Below are 26,521 nucleotides of genomic sequence, written 5' to 3' on the forward strand. Positions count from 1 at the left end.
CTACGTTGAACGTAACGGCCACCTCTTCCTGACGGACACGAAGTTCAGTTCCGAAGAGGCGCGAAGATCCGGGCGTCCAGCGGCTGCCGACGCCGGCCAAGTTCCTCGGTCAGTTCCGAAACCCTGCTCTGCAGGGCGGCCACCTGGTTCTCCAGTTCCAGGATCCGCTTGATCCCTTCCAGCGAGACGCCTTCCTGCGACAACCGCTGCACTTCACGGAGCATGTTGATATCCCGCTGCGAGTAGCGGCGGGACTTGCCGGGCGCACGGCTGGGCGAGACGATGCCCAGCCGGTCGTACTGCCGGAGCGTCTGGGGGTGCATGTCCGCGAGTTCAGCCGCGACCGAAATCACGAAGATAGGCTGGTCAGCACTGACGTCCACAGCACACCTCCCCTGTTACAACCGGGCCTTGGCGGCCAGGCCCTCACGGACATCGGCTCCGGCCGTGGCCTCGGCAAACGCCTTGACCGCGGCTTCGGCTTCCTTGTTCAGGTTCTTGGGAACGGCGACGTCGATGGTCACCAGCAGGTCGCCGGTTCCCTTGGACGTCTTGACGCCTTTGCCCTTGACCCGCAGGGTGCGGCCCGACGGCGTACCGGCCGGCACACGGACCCGCACCTTTTCGCCGTCGATGGTGGGCACCTCGATGTCCGCTCCCAAAGCAGCCTCTGGGAAGGTGACGGGGACGTGGATGCGGAGGTTGTCGCCGTCGCGCGTGTAGAACGCATGCGGCTGGACGGCGACGGACACCATCAGGTCCCCGTAACCGGCTGCGCCAGGCTGGCCCTTCCCCCGGACGCGGACCTTCTGGCCGTCCTTGATACCGGCGGGCACCCGGACGTCGATCACTTCGCCGCTGGGTTCCCGCAGGCCAATGGTGGTGCCGCGGATGGCCCCGGCGAAGGAAATGCTCGTGGAGGCCGTGCGGTCCGCACCCTTCTGCGGGGTCCGCTGGAATCCGGTCTGGCCGAAGCCGCCGCCGAAGAGGTCAGCGAACTCCGGCGGGATGCCGCCCGCGGACGGGTTGAACCCGCCAGCGTGCCGGCCGGTGTTGCCCGTAAACAGGCCACCGAACATGTCCTCGAACCCGGCGCTGCCCGCCCCGGTTCCGCCCGGCGCAAACCGCGCGCCGCCGCCCATGGCCCGGATGGCGTCATACTGCTGGCGCTCATCGGGATCCGAGAGCACGGAATAGGCCTCGGAGATGTCCTTGAACTTCTTCTCCGACGCAGCGTTGCCCGCATTGGTGTCCGGGTGGTGCTGCCTGGCGAGCTTCCGGTATGCCTTCTTGATGTCGGCGTCGGAAGCGTCCTTGGCGATACCAAGGATCGCGTAAAAGTCCTTGTCCACCCAATCCTGGCTAGCCAATGGCGTTTCCTTTCAAAAAGTTATGGGTCGGTGGTTGAGCCAACCGGAAACTGGCCGGCTCAACCACCGAAAGTAATGCTACGCAGGTACTGCGACGATGACCTGTGCTGCGCGGAGGACGCGTTCGCCTGACTTGTAGCCTGAGCGGAGCACCTGGCTGACGGTGTCAACCTCGATGTCCTCGCCGGGCTGCTGGATCAGGGCCTCGTGGATCGTGGGATCGAACTCCACGCCGGTCTCGTCGATGCGGACCAGGCCGTACGTCTTCAGTGCGTTCTCCAGCTTGGTGGCGATCGCGGCAAACGGTCCGTCGGCCAGGTCGCCGTGCTGGCGGGCTGCGTCGACGTCGTCCAGGACCGGAAGCAGGGAGTTCAGGACGCCGATGACGGCCATTTCCCCTGCCACGGCGCGGTCGCGTTCAACTCGCTTGCGGTAGTTGACGTACTCGGCCTGCAGCCGGAGGAGGTCGTTCCGCAGCTCGGCCGCCTCAGCGTTGGCCGAACCCGTTCCAGCGGAACCCTGCGCCACGGATTCTTCTGCCGGCACCTCGACGCCGTTGAGGATCTCCTCAGCCTGGGCCAGGGCGTCGCCGTCGGAATCCGTGCCGGAAGCCGAACCTGCACCGTGGGAGCTGCTGCCCCCTTCAGGGTGCCGGGCCTGCCCGGTCACCGGGTCAACCTTGCGGTTGTCCCGGATGACCGGCTCATGGCTGTCACCCTTCTGGCCCGCGCGATCGTGGTCGGTGGAAGTGTTGTGTTCTTCCTCGTTACCGTGATGGGGCATGGCTACTTCTTCGCTTCGTCTTCGTCGATGATTTCGGCGTCAACGATGTCCTCTTCGCCCGCGGCAGAACCCGTCTTGTCACCGGCAGCGGACCCCGCAGCGCCTTCAGCACCTGCAGCGCCGGTGGCACCGTCCGGTGAACCGGCCTGGGCGTAGATGGCCTCGCCCAGCTTGCCCTGGGAAGCCTGGAGCTTCTCGAAGGCGGCCTTCACGGCGGCGTCGTCGGTGCCTTCGAGTGCCTTCTTGAGGTCGTCAACGTCGGCCTGGACCTCGGTCTTGACCTCTTCAGGCAGCTTGTCGGCGTTGTCCGCGATCAGCTTGTCCACGGAATAGGCGAGCTGCTCGGCGGTGTTGCGGGTGTCGGTTGCCTCGCGGCGGGCCTTGTCCTCGGCTGCGTGCTCCTCGGCATCCTTGACCATGCGGTCGATGTCTTCCTTGGAGAGGCTGGAACCGCCCGTGATGGTCATGGACTGTTCCTTGCCCGTGCCCTTGTCCTTCGCAGACACGTGGACAATGCCGTTGGCGTCGATGTCGAAGGTGACCTCAACCTGCGGAACGCCGCGCGGAGCCGGAGCAATACCGGTCAGCTCGAACGTGCCCAGCGGCTTGTTGTCGCGGGTGAATTCGCGCTCGCCCTGGAAGACCTGGATGGCCACGGACGGCTGGTTGTCGTCAGCCGTGGTGAAGGTCTCGGACCGCTTGGTGGGGATGGCCGTGTTGCGCTCGATCAGGTGCGTCATCACACCGCCCTTGGTTTCGATGCCGAGGGACAGCGGGGTGACGTCGATCAGGAGGACGTCCTTGCGCTCGCCCTTCAGGACACCGGCCTGCAGGGCTGCGCCAACAGCCACAACCTCGTCCGGGTTCACACCCTTGTTCGGCTCCTTGCCGCCGGCCAGTTCCTTGACCAGCTCGGAGACAGCGGGCATACGGGTGGAACCGCCCACCAGCACGATGTGGTCGATGTCGGAGAGCTTGATGCCGGCTTCCTTGATGACGTCGTGGAACGGCTTCTTGGTGCGCTCCAGCAGGTCCTTGGTGAGGTCCTGGAACTTGGCGCGGGTCAGCTGCTCGTCCAGGTGGACCGGGCCGTCGGGGGTGACGGACAGGTACTGGAGGGAGACGTTGGTGCTGGTAGAGGAAGAGAGTTCCTTCTTGGCCTGCTCGGCGGCTTCGCGGAGGCGCTGGAGGGCGATCTTGTCCTTGGAAAGGTCGATGCCCTTGACCTTGAGCTGGTTGAGCAGGTAGTCAACGACGCGCTGGTCCCAGTCGTCGCCGCCCAGGCGGTTGTCACCGGCGGTGGCGCGGACCTGGATGGTGGAGAAGTTGTCTTCGTCCTTGCCCACTTCCAGCAGCGAGACGTCGAAGGTACCGCCGCCGAGGTCGAAGACCAGGATGAGTTCGTCTTCCTTGCCCTTGTCCAGGCCGTAGGCCAGGGCTGCCGCGGTGGGCTCGTTGACGATGCGCAGGACGTTCAGGCCTGCAATCTCGCCTGCTTCCTTGGTTGCCTGGCGCTCGGCGTCGTTGAAGTACGCCGGGACGGTGATCACGGCGTCGGTGACCTTTTCACCGAGGTAGGACTCGGCGTCGTTCTTCAGCTTCATGAGCGTGCGCGCAGAGATTTCCTGCGCTGTGTACTTCTTGTCGTCAATGGCGACGGTCCAGGGGGTGCCCATGTGGCGCTTCACCGAGGCGATGGTGCGATCGATGTTGTTGACGGCCTGGCGCTTGGCGATTTCGCCCACCAGGACTTCGCCGGACTTGGAGAATGCAACGACGGACGGCGTGGTGCGGCCACCCTCGGCGTTGGCAATAACGGTGGGCTCGCCACCTTCGAGAACGGAGACGACGGAGTTGGTGGTTCCGAGGTCGATACCTACTGCACGTGACATGTGTTGCTTCCTTCTTTCCTTGGAAACTGGTTGGCGCCCGCTATTGAGCGTTCTGCACTCAACTTTACTCAGGGCATTTTTGATGTCAACACGGAGTTGAGTGAGGTACGCTCAACTTTGCGCCTTAGCTGCTCCATGGATCAGCTCTCACGCCAGCATTGGCGCGCCTAACAGCATTTAAAAGCGGACGACGGCGGCTCTCCGATTTCGCTGTTGGAGAACCGCCGCCGTCCTGCTTTGTGTTGAGGTGCTACCGCTCGCTGTCGCGCCGGTCGTGCAGGGGGTCCCGCTCTTCCCGGACTGCATCGGCTTCGCGGGCTGTACCGGAAGTGCCGGCGTCACCGTAGTCCCCGTCCGGGTACTCGCCGTCCTCAAGGTTCCCGGCGGGCTCTCCCACCGCCCCGGCATCACCGTAGTCGCCGTCCACGTACTGCCCGCCCTCGCCTTCCAGCCCGGGGGCGGTGCTTCCCTTGCGGGGCTGCTCGGCCGGGGATTCCTGGTTCTCGGTCATGGTGCATCTCTCCTTTGAGTTCCGCGTCCATGCGGGCGCAAGTGCAGTCTATCCAGCAGGCGTTTTGGCCAACAGGGCTTCATCCCGGTCCGGCCGCTCCGCAACCTCCTGCCGCCCCAGCTTGCTGGGCCACCAGATGCGGGGGCCGATGTCGTACGCCAGGGCGGGCACCAGCAGGGACCTCACCAGCACGGTGTCCAGCAGCACCCCGAAGGCCACAATGAACGCCAGCTGCACCAGGAACATGATGGGGATGACACCCAGGGCGGCGAAGGTGGCAGCCAGGACCACTCCGGCGGAAGTGATGACCCCGCCGGTGACGCCCAGGCCGCGAAGGATGCCGGGGCGGGTGCCGTGCTTCAGCGATTCCTCACGGACCCGGCTCATCAGGAAGATGTTGTAGTCCACCCCGAGGGCCACCAGGAACACGAAACCGAACAGCGGAACGGTGGCATCTGCGCCCGGAAAACCCAGGATGTTGTTGAAGACGAAAGCCGAAACGCCCATGGCTGCCGCGTAGGACAGCACCACCGAGAGCACCAGCAGCACCGGCGCCAGGACGGAGCGGAGCAGCAGCATCAGGATGAAGAGGATGACCACCAGGACCACGGGGATGATGATCACCAGGTCACGCTGGGCGGTGGTGTTGGTATCCAGCGCCGTCGCGGTCACGCCGCCCACCAGGGCGTCCGGGTCCACGGCCTTGACGTTTTCGCGCAGGGCCTTGACCGCTTCCTCGGCTTCCAGGGAGTCTGCGGCGGAGTTCAGGGTGGCGTTGATGAGCACCTTGCCGTCGCGGACGTCGGGGGCGCTGGGAGCGCCGGGGGCCCCGGTGATGGGTACGCTGCCCTGGGCCAGCAGATAGGCGTCCCCTACGCCGTCGGCCGCCTTGACTGTGTCAAGAACCTCCTGCGCCTTGCCCTGGTCCGCAACCACGACGGCGGGGCTGCCGCTGCCGGCATCGAAGTGGCGCGCCAGGGCGTCCTGGCCGTCCACGGCGTTGGAGGCGGTGAGGATGACGTCTGTCTGCGGAACACCGTTGGCCTTGAGCTGCAGGACGCCGGCCGAGGCGACCAGCAACAGGAGGACCGAGGCGATCCACACGGCACGCGGACGCCGGGAGACCAGGGATCCGGTGGCGCGCCACAGCCCCTTCTGGCCCTCCAGCCCGGTCACCAGCTCGGGTTCACGGTCTTCCGCCGGGACCAGCTTGGGGCGGAACGGCCAGAAAGCCGCCCGGCCCAGGAGCGCCATCAGGGCCGGCAGCAGCGTGAGGGCCGCGAACAGGGAGCAAAGAATGCCGGCAGCAGCCACGGGGCCAAGGGCCTTGTTGGAATTCAGGTCGGAGAAAAGCAGGCACAGCAGGGCGATGATCACGGTGGCCCCGGAGGCCAGGATCGGCTCGAAGGATGCCTTCCAGGCGGTGAGCACGGCGGCGGTGCGGTTGGTGGTATGGGTCAGTGCCTCCCGGAACCGTGCAACGTAAAGGAGTGCATAGTCCGTTGCGGCGCCAATGACCAGGATGGACAGGATGCCCTGGCTTTGGCCGTTCAGCTGGATCCACCCGGCCTTGGCCATGCCGAACACCAGCAGGATGGCCGCGCACAACGCAAAGACGGAGGTCAGGAGCACCATGATGGGCAGCAGGAGGGAACGGTAGACGATCAGGAGGATCACAAACACCGCAGACAGGGCCACCAGGAGGAGAATTCCGTCAATCCCGGCGAAAGCAGCTGTAAGGTCCGCTGCGAGTCCGGCCGGGCCGGTCACAAAGGTCTGCATTCCTGCCGGCGCGGACTCGGCCACGGTGTCCCGCAGCTCCTGGACGGCCTCCTTGACCTCCGCGGACGAATCGATCGGCACGATGAACTGGACCGCCTTGCCGTCCTCGGAAGGAATCGGGCCCACAACTGCGCTGCCAAGCTGCAGCCCTTCCAGCTCCGCCTTGAGGCCCGCCACTTCCCCGAACTGGGCCGGGGTGAAGGCTTCGTTGCCCTCGATCACGATCACGCCGGGCACCTCGTCCGAGTCCCGGAACTTCGCCTGCCAGTCCTGGGCGGCCGTGGCCTCGGCACTGGCGGGAAGGAAGGAGGCCTGGTCGTTGGACGATACCTCTTCGAGGCGGCCGAAAGTGGGGCCTCCTACGCCGGCGAGCGCCAGCCACGTCAGGACCAGGATGACGGGGAGCAGCCAGCGCAGCCAGAACGGGACGCGTTCCGTTCCTGCGGATTTGTGTTTCATGATGCCTTCCGGACGACGGGCGGGGAGTAACATTGGTTCCATATTAGAGTATCTCCATGATGGAGATAAGCGCCTGGCTAGCTTTTTCATCATTCCGCGGTAATCAGGGGCCTCAGCCGCTGAAGTAATATCCGTCAGTACGCAATGCGCGGTTTGCACTGCAAGCGGCCAAGCATCGGGACGACCAGGAGGTGGACATGGCAGACGGCACCGGCCCGGCACCGCAGGGCGGCCCTCCCGGGACTGCCGGAGGGCCCCATCCCCTGGTCCGCCTCCTGCAGGAATTCACGCTCGAGGCCAACCGCTACGTGGACACAGCAGGCGGCCGCAAGGACATGCACCGGACAGACCTCAACGCGCTGGCCGTCATCATGCGCCACACCGCCAAGGGGAATGTGGTCACGCCGGGGCTCCTGCGGAAGGAACTGCACCTCAGCTCCCCCGCCACCACCGCCCTGATCGACCGGCTGGACCATTCCGGACACGTGACCCGTGAGCGGCACAGCTCGGACCGCCGGCAGGTCCAGCTCAGGATGACGCCCAAGGCATTCCAGGAAGGCGGCGCCATCTTCGCTCCGCTCGCCCGCCAGATGGGCAGCGCCATGGCCGGATTCTCGGCTGACGAGCTCGATACTGTCACCCGGTTCATGACCGCCATGGTGGAGGCCACGGTTGCTGCGCGCGAAGAGTCTTCCGCTGGCCTGCCGGACACACCCGCCCCGGGGTAGCGTTTGGTTATGAGTGCGCAGCAGCCTGAAGACGACGTTTACACGCACGGCCACCACGAATCCGTGGTCCGCGCCCATGCCGCCAGGACCGCCGAGAATTCGGCAGCATTCGTCCTGCCGCACCTCACACCGGGGGCCGGTGTGCTCGACGTCGGCTGCGGCCCGGGCACCATCACGTGCGACTTCGCCGTTCTGGTGGCGCCGGGGAAGGTGACGGGCCTGGACCGGTCACCGGACATCATCGCCCAGGCAAAGGCGCTCGCCATGGAACGCGAGGTTTCCAACGTGGACTTCGTGGCCGGGAATATCTACGACCTGGACTTCGAGGATGAGACGTTCGACGTCGTCCACGCCCACCAGGTGCTCCAGCACCTTACGGACCCGGTGGAGGCGCTCCGTGAGATGCGGCGGGTTGCCAAGCCCGGCGGCATCGTTGCCGTGCGCGACGCCGATTTCCACGGCATGAGCTGGTATCCCGCCATTCCGGAGCTGGACGAGTGGATGGAGCTTTACCAGCGCATCGCGCGGCGGAACGGGGCGGAACCCGACGCCGGCCGGAGGCTGGTCAGCTGGGCGCAGGCGGCGGGATTTACCGACGTGGCACCCTCCAGCAGCAACTGGCTTTATGCCACAAGCCAGCAGCGCCGGTGGCAGGCGCGCGTGTGGGGGGAACGCGTGCTTCATTCCGCCTTCGCGGAGCAGGCGCTGGAATACGGCTTCGCCAATCCCGCGGACCTGGCCCGGATCTCGGCCGGGTGGCACCGCTGGGGTTCCACCGACGACGGGTGGTTCCTGATCCCCAACGGTGAGGTCATCGCCAGGGCATGAGCCGGTACATGTCCAGGCGGCCGCACTCGCAGTACGGCATTTGTGGCCGCAGGCAGGGCAGACAGGTGATTAAGCAGCGTCAGCGGCCACTAAACTTGGATGGTGCAATTCTCCCTTTGGCTCGCCCTGGTGGGCGCCGGAACGCTCATCAGCTTCACGCCCGGCGCCGGAGCCATCAACACCATGAGCAATTCCCTGAACGCCGGGTTCCGCCGGTCCATCTGGGGCATCCTTGGACAGCAGGCAGCACTGGTGATCCACGTGGTGATCGTGGCGCTCGGCGTGGGAGTGCTGGTGGCAAGCTCACCCGTCGCCTTCAACGTCATCCGCTTCGCCGGCGCCGCCTACCTCGTGTACCTGGGCATCAGGCAATTCCTGAGCAAACCCAATCTCGAAGAGCAACAAACCGCATCCCTCCGGAACGAACCTGCCTGGTCCATTTTCCGCCGGGGACTGTGGGTAAACCTGCTCAACCCCAAGGCCATCATCTTCTTCCTGGCGTTCATGCCCCAGTTCATCAGGCCTGAACAGCCGCTCCTCGCCCAGTACGCCGTACTGACGGCCACGATTATTGCAATCGACATCCTGGTGATGTGGTTCTTCTTCGCTGCAGCTGCCCGGTCCTTCCAGCGGTTTACGCATTCAGCCCGTGGACAGATGGTCCTCAGCAAGGTCTTTGGCGTGCTCTTCGTCGGCGTCGGCATCCTCCTGGCCGTCATGCACTAGGCCGCCCACGCAGCCAGCATCCGTGACGGAGCGGGAAAACTTCTTTACAAGCCTGTCACGCAATATGAATCACTCCTCTGGCCAATCGGGCCGATAGCGCGCATGCTTGGTTTCATGAACTCAGCGTCGAGCCCATACCGCGTCATCGCCGTCTGCACCGGCAACATCTGCCGGTCCCCCATGGCTGAGCTCATGCTCGCCGCGGCCCTTGAACGCGAGGGGCTGGACCACCTCGTGGCGGTGGACTCGGCAGGAACCACGGGCTACGAGGCCGGCCGCCCCATCGATCCCCGGGCCGCCCGCAGGCTCGCCGCCACCCAGCTTCTATCGGAGCAGCACATCGCCCGCGAATGGGAGCTGGACTGGTTCCACTCCAGGGACCTGATCCTTGCGCTGGACATCGACCACTACGCCTGGCTCAGCGAAGCCGCCCCGGACCAGGAGTCGCTGGAAAAGATCCGCATGCTCCGCAGCTTCGATCCCGCAGTGGCGGGCCTGGATCTCCTGGACCAGGGCATCGAGGACCCCTGGTATGGCGGACACGCCGACTTCGACGCCGTCTGGCATCAAATCCACGCAGCACTCCCCGGCATCGTGGACCACATCAAGTCAGCCGTGCTCCGCAGCGCGGAGCTGCAGCGGCAGGACCACTGACCCGAACCTGGGCCAAAACTCCGAACCTCCAGTTGTAGTTGAGAATGATTCTCAACTAGGCTGGGCATATGGAGCTCATCGTTGTCACTTCCCTGGATGCCCTTTGCCGCCAGCAGGCCTGCGAGGACCTGGCGGCCGCCCGCCCCGGAAGCCTCGTGGTCCTTCACGACCTGCTGGAAAACGGAATCGTGGTCCGGCGGACTTTCACCGGGGCCGGCGAGATTGAACGCGGGGAGTCCTTCCTGGAGCACGGGTGCCTGAGCTGCGCCGTCCGCCTGGACCTGGTGCCCGGCATTGAGCGTCTGATCCAGGACAGCCAGGGAAGGGGAACCCCGGGTCCCATCATCATCGGACTGGCACCGGCCACCCCTGCGCAGGCGGCCGTTACAGCGCTGAACGGAAAACTGGCGGACCGTGCCACCGTCTCTTCCGTGATCCTCGCGCTGGCTCCGGATGCGCTGGAGGACCACATCTGGGACTCCCATACGCTGTTCGAATCCGGCTTCACGCCCATGGTGGAGGATGAGCGGACGCCCGGCGAATGCCTCATCGGCGAATTGGCCTTTGCGGATACCGTCCTGTTGACGGAACCGGACATCGTGCCAGCGGACCCGGCGGGCCGGGAGCGGGGCCTGCACCTGGTCCGGCAGCTTGCACCCCACGCGGACCTGGCGTCCAGCGCAGGTGAGGTCCGCCCGGGACGTCACCATTACCTGGAGTCGCTGGCCCGGACGGCACCCGGAACAGTGTCCTTCGGGCCAGGGCATGGGATGGGCGCAGAACGGACCGGGGGCGCAGAAACGAGCGATGCTTCACCGTTCATGACTGTTGTCCAGCGCGTTGAACGGCCGCTGCACCCCGGACGTTTCCGCCAGGCCCTGGCAACCTTGGCGGAAGGCTGCTGCGTGGTGCGCGGGCACCTCTGGATTGCCTCGGCGCCCGAATGCCGCATTGCCATCCAGGGCGTCGGCCCCCGGATCTGGCTCGAGAATACCGGGGCGTGGGACGACGTTCCTCCAACGGAGGTCACTGCCGGCCGCGGAATGCCAGCGCCTGCCGCCACGGTTATCACGGCCACCGGCGAGGACCTCGACGCGTCGGAATTCGAGCACCTGCTCACTTCCTGCCAGCTCACCGACGAGGAACTGGCGTCAGGCAAGGGCCTGCACGACCCCTTCGGCCTCGAACAGGCCAGCTGAGCTTCAATCCCGCACCAGTACCAACAAAACAATCAACCCACAAGGAGCACACCATGAAGGTCCGCAACTCACTTCGCGCATTGAAGAAGATCCCGGGAGCCCAGATTGTCCGGCGCCGCGGCCGGACGTTCGTGATCAACAAGAAGAACCCGCGGATGAAAGCCCGGCAGGGATAAAGGTACGCTCTACTCCATGAGCCCAGCCCCCGTCATCATCGCCATTGACGGACGCTCCGGCGCTGGGAAAACGACGCTCGCCGTCGAACTGGCTGCCCGGCTGCGCGCCCACCACAAGGTGTCACTGTTCCACCTCGAGGACATATACCCCGGATGGAATGGACTGGCGGCGGGCATCGAGAGGTATGTTTCCACGGTGCTCACGCCCCTGGGCCGTGGGGAGGCTGCCTCCTGGGTCTGCTGGGACTGGGAGAACCATTACGACGGCGAACCCCGGGTGACGCTTCCGGCAGAGATCGTCATCGTGGAGGGCGTGGGGGCGGCAGCAGCAGCGGCCCGCCCCCTGCTGAGCGCGGTGATCTGGGCCGAGGCCCCGGACGACGTCCGCCGGACCCGGGCGCTGGACCGGGACGGCGAAACCTATGAGCCGTTCTGGGACCAGTGGGCGGCGCAGGAAGAGGAGTGGCTCGCGGCGGACAACGTTCCCCTCGATGCCGACATCCGCGTGCGTAACCCCGCCGACGGCTCGGCACCGGCCGACGTGCTGCAGGTCCTCCCCTACCTTCCGGCGCTGGCCCCCGCCCTGGCACCGGAGTTGTCAGCACGCCGGGGACTGCGCCTCCGCGCGGAACGGCTGGACGTCCGTCCGGACGCCGCGGGACTCTTCGACTCCCTCTACGGCCGCTCGTCCAACGCCGTCTGGCTGGACTCCTCGAACGCAGGAGCTGCCCCGGACACGGATGCCGGGGAGGCTGCGGCGCGCAGCCGCTTCAGCATCATGGCGGACGACGGCGGCACGTTCGGCCAGTCGGTAACGCACCGTTCAGGCCACAGCCTGCTCAGCGCGGGGTGCGCCACCGCCACCGTGCAGGGCCCCTTCTTCCGTTGGCTGGACACCGTATGGGGGCTTTCCGCCGTCGACATTCCCGATGCGTACCCAGGCAGCTTCGCGCTCGGCTGGCTAGGCTGCCTGGGCTACGAACTCAAGCGCGAGACCGGCGGGACCGACCTTCCCTCCCCCACCCCCGATGCCGCACTCATCTTCGCCGGAAGGGCCGTGGTCCTGGACCATGCGGAAGGAGCCGCCTGGCTCCTGGCACTCGACGCCCCCGATGCCGATGACTGGCTGGTCCACGCGCGGGCCGCCGTGGAAACCGCCGGGCCGGCAGCGCAAGCCGGCGGCAGCAACGGCGTCGTCCTCCCGGCAGCGCCGGCCTTCCGCAGCCGGGACACCCGTGCGGAGTACCTGGCCAAAATCTCTGCGGCACAGCACCAGATCAGCGAGGGGAACTCCTACGAGGTCTGCCTGACCACCGCCCTGTCCGCGGACATACCGGGTGATGCCCTGGATCCATGGACCACGTACCTGGCGCTGCGCCGCAGGAATCCCGCACCCTTTGCCAGTTACCTGCGCCTGGGCAGCCTCACGGTGGCCAGCACCTCGCCCGAGCGGTTCCTGAAGATCGCGGCCGACGGCGGGATGCGCGCCGAGCCCATCAAGGGAACCCGCCGCCGGGGTGCAGACGCCGCCGAGGACGCCAAACTTCGAACCGACCTTGCCACCGCGCTGAAGGACCGCGCCGAAAACATCATGATCGTGGACCTGCTCCGCAATGACCTCAGCCACTTCGCCGTCCCCGGTTCGGTCACCGTCAGCAGGCTCTGCGCCATTGAAAGCTACGCCACCGTCCACCAGATGGTGAGCACCATCGACGCGCAACTGAAGCCCGGCTCCTCCCGCGCCGAGGCCGTGGCCGCCTGCTTCCCCGCCGGATCCATGACCGGCGCACCCAAGATCAGCACCATGGCCATCCTGGACGGCCTGGAAGGCGGCGCCCGCGGGGTCTACTCCGGAGCGATCGGCTACTTTTCGTTGAACGGGGCCACGGACCTCGCCGTCGCGATCCGGACCCTGGTGATCAACGCCCGGGGCGACGGAACAGCGGAACTGACGCTCGGCGTCGGCGGTGCCATCACCGCGGATTCAGATCCGGAGGACGAGTACCAGGAAATCCGCACCAAGGCGTTCGGCGTCCTCTCCACGCTGGGAGCGGGCTTTCCGGACGCCTGAACCCCGGAGTTTTTGTCCAGATATGCAGGCTTCAGGACCGGCAAACCCTGCACAAGTGGACAAAAACTCCTAGGTTTTACTGGACGGTGGCGGTCAGCCTCGCCACGTTGTCCACGTAGCGGGCCGCCAGGGGCCGGTTGATCCAGTCCGTCAGTTTGAGCTCGTGGGAGATGTCCCGGTAGGTGTCCTCCACCGCCCGCATCTTGGTGACGATGTCTTCTCCCAGCAGCATCACGGATACCTCCAGGTTCAGGGAGAAGGAGCGCATGTCCATGTTGCTGGAGCCGAGGACCGCCACCTCGTCGTCGATGGTGAAGTGCTTGGCGTGGAGTACAAACGGGGCCTTGTAGAGGTAGATCCGGACACCGGCCTCCAGCAGGGCCTCGTAGTAGGACCGCTGGGCGTGGTGCACCAGGAACTGGTCGCCCTTCTCGGACACGAACAGCTCCACCTCCACGCCGCGCTGGGCAGCTGTGGTGATGGCGTAGAGCAGGGAGTCGTCCGGCACAAAGTAGGGGCTGCAGATGGAAATCCTGTGCTGGGCCGAGTAGATCAGGGTGTTGAACAGGCGCAGGTTGTTCTCGGTGATGAACCCCGGGCCGCTGGGAACCACCTGGGCGGTGACGTTCCCCGGTTCCGTGTTGGCCGGGAGCTGCAGCTGGTGCTCCAGCGATTCGTCCGTTTCGCTGAGCCAGTCGGTGGCAAAAACAACGTTCAGCGTGGTGACGATGGGCCCGCGCAGGCAAGCCATCAGCTCCACCCATTCCCGGCCTGCCTTGCGGTGGCGGGGGTTGTTGTAGGAAGGCTCAATCAGGTTCTGTGACCCCGTGAAGGCGATTTCGCCGTCGATCACCATGATCTTCCGGTGGTTGCGGAGGTCCGGCCGGCGCCACTGGCCGTGGATGGGCAGCAGCGGAAGCATCCGCTTCCACTGGATCTTGCCGGCGCGCAGCCGCTTCAGCAGCTTCCGGTAGCCCTGCACCCGGAGCGTGCCGATGTGGTCGAACAGCACGCGGACTTCCACGCCCCGTTCCGCGGCTTCCTCCATGGCTTCCAGGAGCTCGTCGGTGATGTGGTCCGTGCTCATGATGTAGAACTCGGCGTTGACGAACTTCTTCGCCTTGCGGACGGCGTTCGTCATTTCAAGCAGGGAATCCGGGTAGCCGGGGATGAGGTCCACCGAGTTGCAGTCCACCATGGGCAGGGAGCCCAGCCTGCGGTTCAGTTCACCGGCAGACTTGACCCATTCAGGTCCCGGGTAGTCGCTTTCGACGTCGGCGAGGGAGGAGATCCCGGCCCGCACCCTTTCGTTGACCTGCTGCTGCTGCTCCCTCCGGCGGCTGGAAAGTTTGAAGTTGCCGAACAGGAGGAACAGGATGATGCCCACGAACGGGACGAAGAAGATACCCAGGAGCCAGGCCATGGCCGTGGTGGGCCGCCTGTTGCCGGGAATGATGCCCACAGCCAGCACCCTGATCACCAGGTCGGCGATACCCAGCACCACAACCAGCCAGCCTGGAGCGGTGCCGGCAAGCGAAAATGGCCACAACACGTGCGATAACCCCCGGAAAAATGAGCTCCGGCGGACGGTTTCCAGCCGGGGCACTCCGCCCAGCTTATCGGTGGGGCACCGCACTAAGCTGGACCCATGACCTCTCCTGCGCCCGTGGTTCTCGTTATCCTCGACCCCACCTTCCCTGACGGCCGGCTGGCCGACGCCTCGCAGCCGCAGCTGATGGTGACAGACCAGGGCGCCACCCGGGGCGACGGCGTCTTCGAGACCATGCTGGCGGTGGGCGGAAACGTCCGCAAGATCCAGGCCCACCTGGACCGCCTTGCCGGCTCCGCAGACGCGCTTGACCTCTCCATTCCGGGCCAGGACGAGTGGCGCCGCGCCATTGCTACCGCGCTGTCCGAGCACCGGGCCCAGAACCCTCCCGGGGCGGGGGCCGGGGACGGGGATGAACTGGTGGTGAAACTCGTGGTGACCCGCGGCGTGGAAGGCGCAACTGCCCCCAACTGCTGGGTCCAGGTCTCGCCTGTGGGCGCAGGCGCCCGCCGCCAGCGCGAAACCGGGATCGACGTAATCCTCCTGGACCGCGGCTATGACAGCGACGCCGCCGAGCGCGCACCCTGGCTGCTGCTCGGCGCCAAAACACTCTCCTACGCCGTCAACATGGCCGCCCTCCGCCACGCCCATAAACAGGGCGCGGACGACGTCATCTTCATCTCCTCGGACGGCAGGGTCCTGGAGGGTCCCACGTCCACCGTGCTGCTGGCCCACGTGGAAAAGGCCGACGACGGCACGTCTGTGAAGCGCCTGATCACACCGCAGCTGGACAGCGGCATCCTGCCCGGAACGTCGCAGGGGGCGCTGTTCACCGCCGCCAAGGCAGCCGGCTGGGACCTGGGCTACGGCCCGCTGGAGCCCCAGGACCTGCTGGACGCCGATGCTGTGTGGCTGATTTCCAGCGTCCGCCTGCTGGCACCGGTCAACCACATCGACGGCAAGCAGGTAGGGACGCCGTCAGTGCAAAAGGAGCTCACTGCGGAACTGAACGGGCTGTTCGCGGGCATCCAGTAGGCCGGCCTGCGATTCGGGCCGTTGCACTCTAGGTTCCGCAGGGACAGTGGCCGTAAGGTGTGGTTCATGGACTCGCAGACGCAGCCGGATGGCACCCTGACCTTTGACGAATGCTGGGAACTCCTGGCCAATGACACAGTCGGCCGCCTTGCCGTGGTGGTTGATGGCCACCCGGAGATCTTCCCGATCAACTATGTGGTGCACCGCCGGAGCATCGCCTTCCGGACGGCCGGCGTCACCAAGCTCTGGAGCGCCCTGTCCGAACGGCCTGCGGCCCTGGAAATTGACGGCTACGATCCCCACACCGAAGAGGCGTGGAGCGTGGTGCTGCGCGGAGACACCCAGGTCATCGAGGACCAGGCGGACAAGGATGCCGTAGACAGCTTGGGTCTCGAGCCGTGGCAGCCGGGCGAAAAGGCGAACTACATCCGGCTCTCAGCCCGGGCGCTGACGGGCCGCCGCTTCAAGGTGAACCGCCCGGACGTCTGGGCAACCCGGGCGCAGGACAGGCGCCGCGCTTCCTTCGAATAGTGGTGTCCAAGGCTCTCCGGCGGCAGGAAATTTCCGACGCCGGATGGGCAGTTGGGGGCGGCGGCTGACCGGTGGGGATGGATAGTCCATACGCTTGCTTGATTGGTTGTCTACGGGTAAAGTCTACATTGTAGATGCGGCAGTGACACCTTCATCCACACTCCATTGCCCCGTGCACGGCATTGAGGTTAGCTGCTGTAGCCGAACGGCAGTACCACCGCACTTAGCGAAGGGAAGCCGTCTTGGCACATTCGCAGTTCGACCTCTTTCTCAAAGAAGCCACCTACCTCGACCAGGCCTCGGAATCCACGCTGGACCGCGACCGCCTGTACGGCCTGTACACCAGCTGGTGCTTTATCAACCAGCAGAAGCCCGGACCGGAATCCGAGTTTTGGGCAGCCATGAACCACCGCAGGATTGCTTCCGGCCACAACGGGCTGCGCATGAAGGGCCCGGCTGCCGCCGATTACATCCTGGCGAGCTACCCCGGACTCGTATAACAAGCCGCAGTAGACAGATAACGGCGTGGACCACGTGCTTTCGGCACCGGGGTCCACGCCGTTCCTGTATCCGGGGACTCCTACCTGCCGCCGGATGCCGAATCATTTCGGTCGCGTAAACGTTGCTCCGTCTGCGGAGCACCCCCCTGAAAGGTGCCCGGTACATGACTGGCAGCAGCGCTTATCTGCGCGGAGGACTCCTCATCCGGTTGCTCGAGGTCGCGGATGCCCCTGCCTTGGCCAGGGCCTATCAGCGCAATCTGGAGCACCTGGCTCCTTGGGAGCCGAAACGCACTGACAGGTTCTTCACCAGCGGACACCAGGCGGACATCATCCGCGCCAAACTCGCCCAGCACGCGTTAGGCACCGAAGTCCCCTGGGTATTGGTCGAAGGAGAGGACGACGGCGGAGGCACAGTGCGCGCAGGCCACCGAGCCGGACGCGTGGTTGGGGCGGTCACGCTGACGGGAATCGTGCACGGCCCCTTCCTCAGTGCCAATCTGGGCTACTGGGTGGACCACGAACTCACCGGGCAAGGGATCGGCACAGCCGCCGTTCTCCACGCAGCCAACTACGCCCGGACGACGCTTGGGCTTCACCGTATCCAGGCGGCAACCCTGCCCCACAACACAGCGTCGCGGCGGATCCTGCAGCGTGCAGGGTTCCGGGAGATCGGGGTCGCGCCGGAATACCTGAAAATCGCGGGGCAGTGGCAGGACCACCTGCTTCACCAGCTGATCCTGCCGCACGCCTGAGCCCCTCCTGTCAGCCCCCGGCAAGAGCGCACGGGCTGCGCGCCGGGGCGCATCCTCAGGTGGGGATGATTTTGAAGAGGAACCGCGTCCGCACCATTACCCAGAGGAGCCCCAGCACCACGGCGTAGGCCAGGGTGTTGATGAGGATGTTCTCTTGCTGGAGCACCGAAATGTTGGCGATCACGGCGATGAGGACCACATGCATGATGAACACGTAGAGGGTTGCTCGGCCCAGGGGAACCAGGAACCAGCCCAAGGCGCGCTGTACCGGTTTCCAGTACGCGGTGAGGAAGGCATACGCCGCCACCACCAGGACCAGGACGTTGAGCAACCGGCCCGGGGCAAGGTAGGTGCGCCCGAAGAACAGGTCGTACATGGCCCGGTACGCGGTGTCCGGGATGATCGCCAGTCGCACGTCAAACCCGTTGGCCAGGTACGGGTTGCCCCAGGACATAAAAGCGAACGCGAAGGCCAGGGCAGTGCAGGCCGCCACCACCCACGTGTGCGCTGAAAGCCAGGCCACGATGCCCCGCCGGTGGAACCCGGCCGCCAGGCCGATGACGAACAGCACCTGCCACACCAGCAAGGGGAATGAATCCTCGAACTGCGACGGCAAGAGCCGGAAACGCGTCACCGTACCCACCGCGTACACGGCCAGTGATGCCGCCAGCACCCAGACAGTTTTGCCGCGGTTGAGGGCGGCCAGGATCAGCGGGCTGGCCAGCAGCAGCACCACGTAGAGGCCCATCACGTTGAACTGCCACGGCCCGAACTGGAGCAGCAGGATGGCGGGAAGCACCTGCGCCGGCACAGGGAACTGGAACAGCGATTCCATGCCCGCGTAAAGATCGTAGGTGCGTCCGGCTCCGTCGTGTCCTGCCCCGCCGGTGCCCTGGTCCACGAACGTTGTGAGCGCCTCGGTCCGGAAGAAAGGCAGCAGCGACAGGAGGAAGACGCCCACCAGCACCACGAGCGCCGTTACGTAGAGCTTGCCTGCCCGGCGCGAGGTGAGGTCCACCACCGTTCCAAAATCGTCCTTCGCCCTGGGCCCGTAGACCATGCCCACCACCAGGCCGGAGAACAGGACGAACAGCTCGGCACCCGAAACGAAGCCCACCGCTTCCTGGGTCAGGAGTTGGAACAGCGACACCATGCCCAGGTGGTTCACCACCACGAACACGATGGCCAGGCCGCGGAGCAGGTCCACGCGTGAGTCCCTGCCGGACGGATCGCTGTAGCCCCACGCCGTGACCGCACTCAACCTGGCGGGGAGCTGCCACAGCGCCACCAGGAGGATGATGAGCGCGGCCCCAACGGTCCAGGCGGCAGCCCCCGAAAGCGTATTGGACCTGACGAACCCGGGACCCGAGCTGACATCGGTAACAGGCCCCGTCAGCACAGGCGACTTCTCAAGCCGGGTGTGGGCAGCGTCCGCAATACCGGCGTTTCCGGTGAGCCGCCAGTCGATGCTGGCCACCCCGGTGTCCCGTGTGCTGGTGCGTTCGTCCCAGACCACTGCCCCGGTCAGTGCAAAGTCGGGTGACGCGGCAACGCCCAGGACCTGATCCCACCAGCCGTTCTTGATCTCCCCTTCCGCAGCGCCTCCGGAGGACGGGCTGTAGAAGGCTGAAGTCTGCAGCATGAAAGGCTTGTCCAGCCCCGCGGCATATGTCCCGTAGAAGTTCTCCCCGCCGGAGGCCGTGAGCATCTCCTGCAGCTCACCGGTGCGGGGTACGGTATTGACGGCGGCGCCCCCTGCGGTGTCATCGTGGTAGGCCGTCAGGCCCACCCAGTCCACGGCGTCGTCTCCCGGGAAGTAGGGTTCGTAGGCTTTGTCCGAGCCATTCCAGGCGCCGTCCCCATTAGTGTCCAGCAGGGAGAATCCCTCAGTTCCGGGCCCGGGCGCATTCCGGTTCCGGTCAAAGGGGTAGTCCTTGCCCAGGTACGGCTCCCACACCATGACATAGCTGGCGCCGGCATCCCGAAACGCCGCCGTTACCGCCCGGAATGCCAGCCGGTAGTCGCCCGGCTGCTGGCCCCATTCCACCCAGCTGGCATTCATGTCCGGCGCAAAGCGGATGAGCAGCTGGCCATTGAAATCCCCCTGCAACCGGCGCACTTCCCCAGCGAAGGCCGCGGCAGCGTCAGCGGTGACCTGGTCCAGCGGGACAGCAGGCCTCACCGTGAGCATCACATGGGCACCCTGCCCGGCGGATTGCTCCAGGAAGCCCCGGATATCGTTCTCCTCCGCGGCACGGAACGGGAAGGCGATGTCGTGTCCGAAGATTGCGGGGGATGCCCTGAGCCGTTCGGAGAAGCCGCCGGCGGTGTCCTCTCCCCATTCGAGGACTGCCCCCAGCAGCGGCTTGCCTTCCTCCGGGAAGCTCCGCGCTGCCTGCGCTGACCCGGCGGGCACCACCACCGCCAGGACGGCCATCAGCACGGCGGCGAGGAGCGCAGCCATCCGGTGGAGGGGCCGCAGCCGGCGGCTCCGGGCGGGACGTGTGGACGCGGCATCGGATTGCGTGCTGATGAAGACCCCCCAGGGACTGATTTCTCCAGTGGCGGGGCGGAGCGCCCCTGCAGAAACTTTATCGGGCTGACGGGGGCGGCAGGCACCTGGCGCCCGCGCACCCAAGGTGGCGTCGCCGTCGTAAGTTAAAGAGAGGCGGCGGACGCGTCTTTTGCGCCGCGGTCCGCCCTGCATCCTTCAGTTACGCAACATGACGACGACGGCGGTGCAGCGCCGGGCGGCAAGTGTTACGTTTTTGGGGAGTAATGAGTACCGGCGCCAAGCCCTGACTGGCCGGTCGGCAACCCTCCTTCCACGGCGGGGTGCCTCAGGTGAATACTCGGCATATCGACCATTCGAGCTGCAAGCGTGAGAGAAGGAGATCCGTCGTGTCTGACGCACCTGCCCCTGAAGAAAAACTGTCCTACCGCCTCGTCAGCGGCCCGGACAACCGTGAATTCTGCGAGCGGATCTCGAACGCCCTGGCCGAAGGCTATGTGCTGCACGGCAGCCCGGCGGCAACCTTCAACGGCACCAGCGTGATCGTGGCACAGGCCGTGGTCCTGCCGGCAGCGATCGCCTCTGCGGACGCCGCAGTGGCGGACGCCGTGGACGACCTCGAGTCCGCCGGCGACGACCTTGAGTTCGACGGCGAGGGCCACGCGTGAGCTACGCAGGAGACCTGACGCCGCAGGAGGCCTGGGACAAGCTGGAACAGGGCGCCATCCTGGTGGATGTGCGCACCGAGGGCGAATGGGCCCACATCGGGATCCCGGAGACTAAAGCAACAGAAAACGATCCGCTGTTCATTCAGTGGACTTTCCCCGGCGGCATCCCCAACCCTGACTTCATCAACGACCTCAACCAGCAGGCGCCCGAGGACCGTTCAACCGAACTGGTGTTCCTGTGCCGCTCCGGCCAGCGGTCCATCGCGGCAGCCATAGCGGCCACCCAGGCCGGCTTCACCTCCTACAACGTGCTCGAGGGCTTTGAAGGCGACCCCGACCGCTTCGGCGAACGCACCGTCAACGGCTGGAAGAACCGCGGCCTGCCAACCAACCTGGGAAAGATCTAAGTGACCTTCAACGAGGATGCCGCCGGCTGGAGCCCCGATACCCAGGCCGTGCGTGGCGGGCTGGACCGCACCAACTTCCAGGAAACCAGCGAAGCCATTTTCCTGAACTCAGGCTTTGTCTACGAATCCGCCGCTGCCGCCGAGCGCGCCTTCACGGGCGAGGACGAGCGCTTTGTCTACTCCCGCTACGGCAATCCTTCCGTGGCCACCTTCCAGGAGCGTCTCCGCCTGCTGGAAGGAACCGAGGCGTGCTTTGCGACGGCGTCCGGGATGTCCGCTGTGTTCACCGCCCTCGGTGCCCTGCTGGCAGCCGGAGACCGCGTGGTTGCCGCCCGCTCGCTGTTCGGATCCTGCTTTGTGATCCTCAACGAGATCCTGCCGCGGTGGGGCGTGGAAACCGTCTTCGTGGACGGGCCGGACCTGGAGCAGTGGAGCGAGGCCCTGTCCAAGCCCACCACCGCCGTCTTCTTTGAATCGCCATCCAACCCGATGCAGGAGATCGTGGACATCGCCGCGGTCAGCGAATTGGCGCACGCAGCCGGGGCGACCGTCGTCGTCGACAATGTCTTCGCCACTCCCCTGCTGCAGCGCTGCGGGCAGTTCGGCGCGGACGTCATTGTGTACTCCGGAACCAAGCACATCGACGGCCAGGGCAGGGTGCTCGGCGGCGCCATCCTGGGCACCAAGGAGTTCATCGACGGCCCGGTGAAGCAGCTGATGCGGCACACCGGACCGGCGTTGTCCGCGTTCAATGCGTGGGTGCTCACCAAGGGCCTTGAGACCATGGCGCTGCGCGTCAACCATTCCTCGGCCACCGCGCTGCGGCTCGCAGAGTGGCTGGAGGAGCAGCCTGCTGTCAGCTGGGTGAAGTACCCGCTGCTGAAATCGCACCCGCAGTATGAGCTGGCGGCAAAGCAGATGAGCGCCGGAGGCACCGTCCTCACCCTCGAGCTTGCGCCCTCCGGGGGCCGTTCCGGGAAGGAAGCAGCGTTCGCGCTGCTGGACGGCCTGCGGATCATCGATATCTCCAACAACCTGGGCGACGCCAAGTCCCTTATCACCCACCCGGCCACCACCACGCACCGCGCCATGGGGCCGGAGGGCAGGGCGGCGATCGGCCTGAGCGACGGCGTGGTGCGGCTTTCCGTTGGGCTGGAGGATGTGGACGACCTCATCGGCGACCTGGAGCAGGCGCTCAAGCAGATCTAGCACTCCGGACGGTGGTGGTGGACATGCCTGGAAAGGTCGCTGCTCCCGGCTGGCGGCTGCTGCTGTCCAACATCCCCCTGCCGGAGCAGAACTTGCTGGGCATCGCCGCCGGCGCGGCCCTTCAGCGCCTGGTTCCAATCAGGCTTTCGGGGATATCAAGCCGCTGGCAGAGGCGTCTGCGGACAGCGGGCGGCGCATCGCTCGCCGCAGGTGGCGTCCTCGTCACTTGGTCATGGTGGGCAGCCCACCGCACTCTCCTCACCCGGCCGGCTGAGCTTTTGACGTCCGGCCCGTATTCATTCTCGCGCAACCCTATGTATGTGGGCTGGACGCTGCTGCATCTGGGCATTGGGCTGGTACGGCGCAACGCGTGGAGCCTGGCCGCACTTCCGGTGGCGGCCGGTGCCGTCCATCGCCAGGTCTTGCGGGAGGAGGCCAGCCTCGCCGCTTCCTTCGGTGGGGCGTTCGCTGAGTACCGGAGGGCGGTGCCGCGCTATGTGGGAAGGCGCTGTGCGGGCATCAGGCGCTGTGTGGGCTTCAGGTGCCCTGGACGGAGAGGCGGACTTCGACGGCGTCGCCTTCGCTGATCCGTGCCTTGGCCCTGATGGCCTTCTTGACCGGCAGGAGGTACGTCCCTGTTTTGGTGTCCGGGAAGAGCGAGGTCTGCCAAGTGTGGCCGGCAATTTCTGCACTCACCTGGACTGAGCCAAACGCCTTGCTGCGCCCTGCATTTTGTGCGCGGACATCGTCCGCCACGTCCGGCGGCAGGGTGAGGAAATGCCAGCCAGCCTCGCCCGGGTACAGCCACAGCTCCGCTTTGAACGAGTACGACGACGTCACGCGCCGAGTATGGCATGCCTGCGGTAGTGCCGCCAGGGCTGTGGATGACCAGCAGCCCACTAGTTATCCACAGCCCCTGCCGCATGGCTCTTTTTGTCAGACCCCCGCAAGATGATGTTTGTATGGAAACGAACCCGGCGGTGGTGCAGGCGGAGGAAGCCGTTATGGCTGGCATCGCTGCGTTTACTGCTGCGTTGGATGGCAGGGACGGTGCCGCGGCTGGTGAGCCGGATCCTGCCGCAGAAGCGGGCCCAACTCCTGCTGCTGGTTTGGATGATGAGTTGCAGCGGGTTGCTGATGGGGCGTTGGATGTCCTTGCCGGGGTGGCCCGGGCGGAGGCGAAGCTGGCGGCGTTGAAGGCTCAGGCGGTTCAGGTTCTCGCGGCCGCCACGAGTGTGCTGAACGGTCCGCCGTCCTCGCCGCATGAGGCCACGGCGCAGGACCGGAGCCTGGTGGCCGAGGTCGGGTGTGCCCTGGTGATCGGTGACCGCGCCGCCGGTGCCTTGTTGGCCGAGTCCCACGCCCTGACAACCACCCTGCAACGGACGCTCGCAGCGTTGCAGGGCGGTTCGATTTCCTGGGCGCATGCCCGGGGGATGGCGGAGGAGGCAGCCACCCTCGACGCCGCCGGGGCAGCCGCTCTGGAGGCGCACTTCCTGGACCCGGACACGGTCCGGCCTGGCGCCGCGGCCATGATCGGGGAGATGCCCGCCTACCGGTTCAAGGCCAAGGCCCGTACCTGGCGCGAACGCCACCATCCCGAATCGATCGAGAAGCGCCACGCCAAGGGTCTGGCGGACCGGCGGGTGGAATACCGGCCGGACCAGGACGGCATGGCCTGGCTCTCGGCCTGCCTCCCCGCCCATCAGGCAATGGCGGGCTGGAACCGGCTCAACGCCCTCGCCCGGGCCGCGCAGGGACCCGACGAGTCCCGCACCCTCACCCAGATCCGGGCCGACGACTTCGCCGAAGCGATCCTCACCAGCGGCGCCAGCCGCGGTAATGGAGACAGCTCCCGCCTTCATACAGACGACAGCTCCCGCCTTCATACAGGCGACAGCTCCCGCCTTCATACAGGCAACAGCGAATGGGTGAGTACAGGCAACGGCGACGGGTTGGGTACCAACGACGGGGCGGGTGCCGGGATGGATCCCGTCGGGCTGTCGTCTGCGGTGCGGGCGCAGGTGCTCGTCATGGTCCCGGTAGTCGCGCTGATGGGCCTGACGGATGAGCCGGCCGTGCTGGACGGCTTCGGGCCCATCCCGCCGTCCATGGCACGGGACCTGGTCGCGAACGGTGCCGATTCGTTCCACCGGGTCCTTGTCGATCCGAGGGACGGGGCGCCGCTGGAGATCGGGCGGACCAGCTACCGGGTTACCAAAGCCATGCGGAACTGGCTGCGGCTGCGGGACGGCACATGCCCCTTCCCCGGCTGCAGCAACCCTTCGTTGGATAACGAGGCAGACCACCTCCTGGCCTGGCACCATGGCGGGACCACCGGGATCAGCAATCTCGGACAGCCCTGCCCGAAGCACCACAAACTTCGGCACAGCAGCGGGTGGAAACCGACACCGGCCACCAAGGATGAACCACCCGGCTGGATCTCACCGTCCGGGCGCCACTACAAAAGCGAACACCAGGACTGGGAACCACCCCACTGGCCAGACTGGGTTACGGACATGTGGAGTACGGCAACGAAATCGGAAGGACAACCGAGTTTGTCTGCGATCGGAGGCCTGACCCTCCAGGGCTTTGTTGAGCACTTTGGGATGCCCCAGGACCTGGACCTGCCCGATGACTTCGATCCGCCAGACGTGGACGTGCCGGAAGACCCCGGACCCACCGAGGATGAACTTCCCCAGGATCCGTTCCCTGAGTGGCACCTACTGCTGGAAGCCTCCCTTGCTGTCCTTTAGGAGAGAGCAACTATCGCTCCTTTAGGACAGAGCAAGGTCGCCGGACGCGGAGATCTGCCCAGCGCGCCCCCGGGTATAAAGCTGGCCAGCCTCCCGTGGCATATGCCTTGCCGTACGCGCAGCCCCTGTCTGCTCAAGAGGCAGCCCCTCGTATGCCCAGGAGCGCCTAGGACTGCCGGACGCGCAGCAGGTCCGGGGCCGCTTCCACTTCCGAAAGGTCCATGGCCCCACGCATGGTGATATTCACCGCGTGGTTTACCACGGCGCCCAGGCCGAGATCTTCGGGTGAAGAACCTGCCATGGCCTTGTCACGGACCCGGCGCTGCTCAGCCGCCCCGGTGCCGCGGGCGATGATGTCCTCCACGCCCTGCCGCACGATGGCGAGCTCCCCCTGTTCGTCCAGGACGGGCGCGAGGTAATCCACCAGCGAACGCACCACATCCGTGGCCCGGGCCGGCCGGAAGGTACCGAAATCCAACAGTTCCCCGCTAAGCCCGCTGCTGCTCGCCTGCCATGCAGCCATGCGCAACAGCACAGTGGGCACTGGCGCGGGGTCCACCCCGTCCCGCCACTCCCGGCTGGCCGACTCCACCAGTGCACGCACCAGGAGTGCGATGAGCGCGGCATCCTCGGCACGGAGGCAGACATCGGCCACTCTCACTTCCACGGTGGGGTGGTTCCGCGAAAGCCTGGCGTCGAAGTAGAGCATCCCCTCGTCCAGCATCACCCCGCTGTCCAGCAGCCGCGTGACCACCCGCCGGTACGCGGGGTAGGTTCCGTAGATCCCCGCGGGTCCTGAGGTGGGCCAGCGGTTCCAGGCCTGGGTCCGGTAGCTCTCAAAGCCAGTCGGCACACCGTTCCAGAACGGGGAGTTCGCGCTCAACGCGGTCAGCACGGCAAGTTTGTCCCGGATCCGGTCCAGGACCGCCACGCCTTCTTCCGGCGATTCAATATAGGTATGCACATGGAAGCCACACGTGAGCTGCTCCTGCGCCGTGAGGCCGAAGCGCTCCAGCATCCGGGCATACCGGGGGTCCGGTGTCGTATGGCTGGTGGAGGCCAAGGGCGAGGTGGCAAGCGCCGCCACCCGGGCACCGTTCTTTTGGGCAGCCCGGTCAGCAAGCGTCCGGCCGGCACGGATCTGGTCCAGCAGGACACCATACTCCAGGCAGGGCCGCGTCTGGGTCTCGATCTGCTCAAGCTTAAGCTCGGCACTCAAGCCCATCTCGTCGTCGTCGTAAACGGTCTTGTCTTCGGTTTCCAGCGCGCGGGCATCGGGAGCATCGTCGGCGGCCATCCTGTGCCCGGACAACAGGGCATCGGCCAGTGCAAGCGGCTCCCCTGTTTTCGGGTCAACAATCAGGAGCTCTTCCTCGACGCCGAATGTACGCATACTGTCATTCTGCGGCAGGCAGGAAGA

The 26,521-nt window shown here is 65.9% G+C and carries 25 protein-coding genes, 1 pseudogene and 1 riboswitch; of the genes and pseudogenes, 16 read left to right on the forward strand and 10 right to left on the reverse strand.

Translation table 11 applies throughout. The features are described from left to right. Positions 1-59: 59 nt before the first annotated feature. From ACKAE7_RS03030 to ACKAE7_RS03055, 6 genes and pseudogenes are all read right to left on the reverse strand, one after another. Positions 60-383: pseudogene (locus tag ACKAE7_RS03030) on the reverse strand (heat shock protein transcriptional repressor HspR); the annotation flags it as partial. 15 nt (positions 384-398) lie between these two features. Then, entirely contained in the window at positions 399-1,370 is a 972-nt protein-coding gene (locus ACKAE7_RS03035) for a DnaJ C-terminal domain-containing protein (RefSeq protein ID WP_188812057.1), read from the reverse strand. A 78-nt stretch (positions 1,371-1,448) separates the two neighbouring features. Continuing rightward, positions 1,449-2,153, reverse strand: a complete 705-nt coding sequence (locus ACKAE7_RS03040; RefSeq protein WP_188812055.1) for a nucleotide exchange factor GrpE — start codon at positions 2,151-2,153, stop codon at positions 1,449-1,451. Positions 2,154-2,155: 2 nt separating this feature from the next. Beyond that, positions 2,156-4,045 carry a molecular chaperone DnaK gene (gene dnaK / locus ACKAE7_RS03045; RefSeq protein WP_190612626.1) on the reverse strand — a complete coding sequence of 630 codons (1,890 nt, stop codon included), beginning with the start codon at positions 4,043-4,045 and terminating at the stop codon, positions 2,156-2,158. Between the two features lie 250 nt (positions 4,046-4,295). Further along, on the reverse strand, positions 4,296-4,556 hold the full coding sequence (locus tag ACKAE7_RS03050; RefSeq protein WP_188812053.1) for a hypothetical protein: 261 nt from the start codon (positions 4,554-4,556) through the stop codon (positions 4,296-4,298). A gap of 48 nt (positions 4,557-4,604) precedes the next feature. Beyond that, the gene (locus tag ACKAE7_RS03055) at positions 4,605-6,797 is read right to left on the reverse strand and encodes an efflux RND transporter permease subunit (RefSeq protein WP_190612625.1); all 2,193 of its coding nucleotides are present in this window, start codon (positions 6,795-6,797) and stop codon (positions 4,605-4,607) included. A 197-nt stretch (positions 6,798-6,994) separates the two neighbouring features. Between ACKAE7_RS03055 and ACKAE7_RS03060 the strand changes: the two genes are divergently transcribed. The 7 genes from ACKAE7_RS03060 (at position 6,995) to pabB (ending at position 13,179) form a co-directional block, all read left to right on the forward strand. Next, on the forward strand, positions 6,995-7,525 hold the full coding sequence (locus ACKAE7_RS03060; protein WP_190612624.1) for a MarR family transcriptional regulator: 531 nt from the start codon (positions 6,995-6,997) through the stop codon (positions 7,523-7,525). A gap of 9 nt (positions 7,526-7,534) precedes the next feature. Further along, entirely contained in the window at positions 7,535-8,353 is an 819-nt protein-coding gene (locus ACKAE7_RS03065) for a methyltransferase domain-containing protein (RefSeq protein WP_190612623.1), read from the forward strand. Between the two features lie 102 nt (positions 8,354-8,455). After that, positions 8,456-9,079, forward strand: a complete 624-nt coding sequence (locus ACKAE7_RS03070; protein WP_181038179.1) for a LysE family transporter — start codon at positions 8,456-8,458, stop codon at positions 9,077-9,079. Positions 9,080-9,193: 114 nt separating this feature from the next. Then, complete coding sequence (locus ACKAE7_RS03075) at positions 9,194-9,733, forward strand: low molecular weight protein-tyrosine-phosphatase (RefSeq protein WP_190612622.1); 540 nt, start codon at positions 9,194-9,196, stop codon at positions 9,731-9,733. Between the two features lie 68 nt (positions 9,734-9,801). Continuing rightward, entirely contained in the window at positions 9,802-10,932 is a 1,131-nt protein-coding gene (locus ACKAE7_RS03080) for a GTP-binding protein (protein ID WP_408978487.1), read from the forward strand. A gap of 53 nt (positions 10,933-10,985) precedes the next feature. Continuing rightward, complete coding sequence (ykgO, locus tag ACKAE7_RS03085; RefSeq protein ID WP_011693081.1) at positions 10,986-11,108, forward strand: type B 50S ribosomal protein L36; 123 nt, start codon at positions 10,986-10,988, stop codon at positions 11,106-11,108. A 16-nt stretch (positions 11,109-11,124) separates the two neighbouring features. Beyond that, positions 11,125-13,179: an aminodeoxychorismate synthase component I gene (gene pabB / locus ACKAE7_RS03090; protein ID WP_408978488.1), complete on the forward strand. Its 2,055-nt coding sequence runs from the start codon at positions 11,125-11,127 to the stop codon at positions 13,177-13,179. Between the two features lie 76 nt (positions 13,180-13,255). Here pabB and cls read toward each other — a convergent pair whose 3' ends face one another. Continuing rightward, positions 13,256-14,728: a cardiolipin synthase gene (cls, locus tag ACKAE7_RS03095; RefSeq protein WP_188812176.1), complete on the reverse strand. Its 1,473-nt coding sequence runs from the start codon at positions 14,726-14,728 to the stop codon at positions 13,256-13,258. 99 nt (positions 14,729-14,827) lie between these two features. On the opposite strand from cls, the gene ACKAE7_RS03100 reads away from it, so the two are divergent. The 4 genes from ACKAE7_RS03100 to ACKAE7_RS03115 all read left to right on the forward strand — a co-directional run bounded on the left by ACKAE7_RS03100 (position 14,828) and on the right by ACKAE7_RS03115 (position 17,549). After that, on the forward strand, positions 14,828-15,763 hold the full coding sequence (locus ACKAE7_RS03100; RefSeq protein WP_190612619.1) for an aminodeoxychorismate lyase: 936 nt from the start codon (positions 14,828-14,830) through the stop codon (positions 15,761-15,763). A gap of 66 nt (positions 15,764-15,829) precedes the next feature. Then, on the forward strand, positions 15,830-16,294 hold the full coding sequence (locus ACKAE7_RS03105) for a pyridoxamine 5'-phosphate oxidase family protein (protein WP_104188559.1): 465 nt from the start codon (positions 15,830-15,832) through the stop codon (positions 16,292-16,294). Between the two features lie 242 nt (positions 16,295-16,536). Continuing rightward, positions 16,537-16,794, forward strand: a complete 258-nt coding sequence (locus tag ACKAE7_RS03110) for a hypothetical protein (protein WP_188812043.1) — start codon at positions 16,537-16,539, stop codon at positions 16,792-16,794. A gap of 164 nt (positions 16,795-16,958) precedes the next feature. Further along, positions 16,959-17,549, forward strand: a complete 591-nt coding sequence (locus ACKAE7_RS03115) for a GNAT family N-acetyltransferase (RefSeq protein ID WP_408978489.1) — start codon at positions 16,959-16,961, stop codon at positions 17,547-17,549. A gap of 55 nt (positions 17,550-17,604) precedes the next feature. Here ACKAE7_RS03115 and opgC read toward each other — a convergent pair whose 3' ends face one another. Continuing rightward, complete coding sequence (opgC, locus tag ACKAE7_RS03120) at positions 17,605-20,013, reverse strand: OpgC domain-containing protein (protein WP_408978490.1); 2,409 nt, start codon at positions 20,011-20,013, stop codon at positions 17,605-17,607. Between the two features lie 310 nt (positions 20,014-20,323). Further along, positions 20,324-20,437, forward strand: a riboswitch (SAM riboswitch). Positions 20,438-20,450: 13 nt separating this feature from the next. On the opposite strand from opgC, the gene ACKAE7_RS03125 reads away from it, so the two are divergent. The 4 genes from ACKAE7_RS03125 to ACKAE7_RS03140 are packed head-to-tail and all read left to right on the forward strand — an operon-like array spanning position 20,451 to position 22,932. After that, positions 20,451-20,729, forward strand: coding sequence for a DUF1737 domain-containing protein (locus ACKAE7_RS03125; protein WP_408978491.1), 279 nt, complete (start codon positions 20,451-20,453; stop codon positions 20,727-20,729). Further along, on the forward strand, positions 20,726-21,136 hold the full coding sequence (locus ACKAE7_RS03130) for a rhodanese-like domain-containing protein (RefSeq protein ID WP_188812035.1): 411 nt from the start codon (positions 20,726-20,728) through the stop codon (positions 21,134-21,136). Before ACKAE7_RS03125 ends, ACKAE7_RS03130 begins: the two co-directional genes overlap by 4 nt. Continuing rightward, entirely contained in the window at positions 21,137-22,345 is a 1,209-nt protein-coding gene (locus ACKAE7_RS03135) for an O-succinylhomoserine sulfhydrylase (protein WP_188812034.1), read from the forward strand. 23 nt (positions 22,346-22,368) lie between these two features. After that, positions 22,369-22,932, forward strand: a complete 564-nt coding sequence (locus ACKAE7_RS03140; RefSeq protein WP_188812032.1) for an isoprenylcysteine carboxylmethyltransferase family protein — start codon at positions 22,369-22,371, stop codon at positions 22,930-22,932. Here ACKAE7_RS03140 and ACKAE7_RS03145 read toward each other — a convergent pair. After that, positions 22,883-23,185 carry a DUF1905 domain-containing protein gene (locus ACKAE7_RS03145; RefSeq protein ID WP_188812030.1) on the reverse strand — a complete coding sequence of 101 codons (303 nt, stop codon included), beginning with the start codon at positions 23,183-23,185 and terminating at the stop codon, positions 22,883-22,885. The two genes, ACKAE7_RS03140 and ACKAE7_RS03145, sit on opposite strands and share 50 nt — an antisense overlap. 122 nt (positions 23,186-23,307) lie before the next feature. Between ACKAE7_RS03145 and ACKAE7_RS03150 the strand changes: the two genes are divergently transcribed. Beyond that, the gene (locus ACKAE7_RS03150) at positions 23,308-25,101 is read left to right on the forward strand and encodes an endonuclease (protein WP_408978492.1); all 1,794 of its coding nucleotides are present in this window, start codon (positions 23,308-23,310) and stop codon (positions 25,099-25,101) included. 166 nt (positions 25,102-25,267) lie between these two features. Here the strand turns inward: ACKAE7_RS03150 and ACKAE7_RS03155 are convergent, their stop codons facing one another. Then, a complete protein-coding gene (locus ACKAE7_RS03155) occupies positions 25,268-26,494 on the reverse strand; it encodes a glutamate--cysteine ligase (RefSeq protein WP_188812028.1) in 1,227 nt (408 codons plus the stop codon). Positions 26,495-26,521: the final 27 nt, after the last annotated feature.

This window comes from Pseudarthrobacter sp. NKDBFgelt, from assembly GCF_046097905.1.
In the GTDB taxonomy this organism is placed as follows: Bacteria; Actinomycetota; Actinomycetes; order Actinomycetales; family Micrococcaceae; genus Arthrobacter; species Arthrobacter polychromogenes.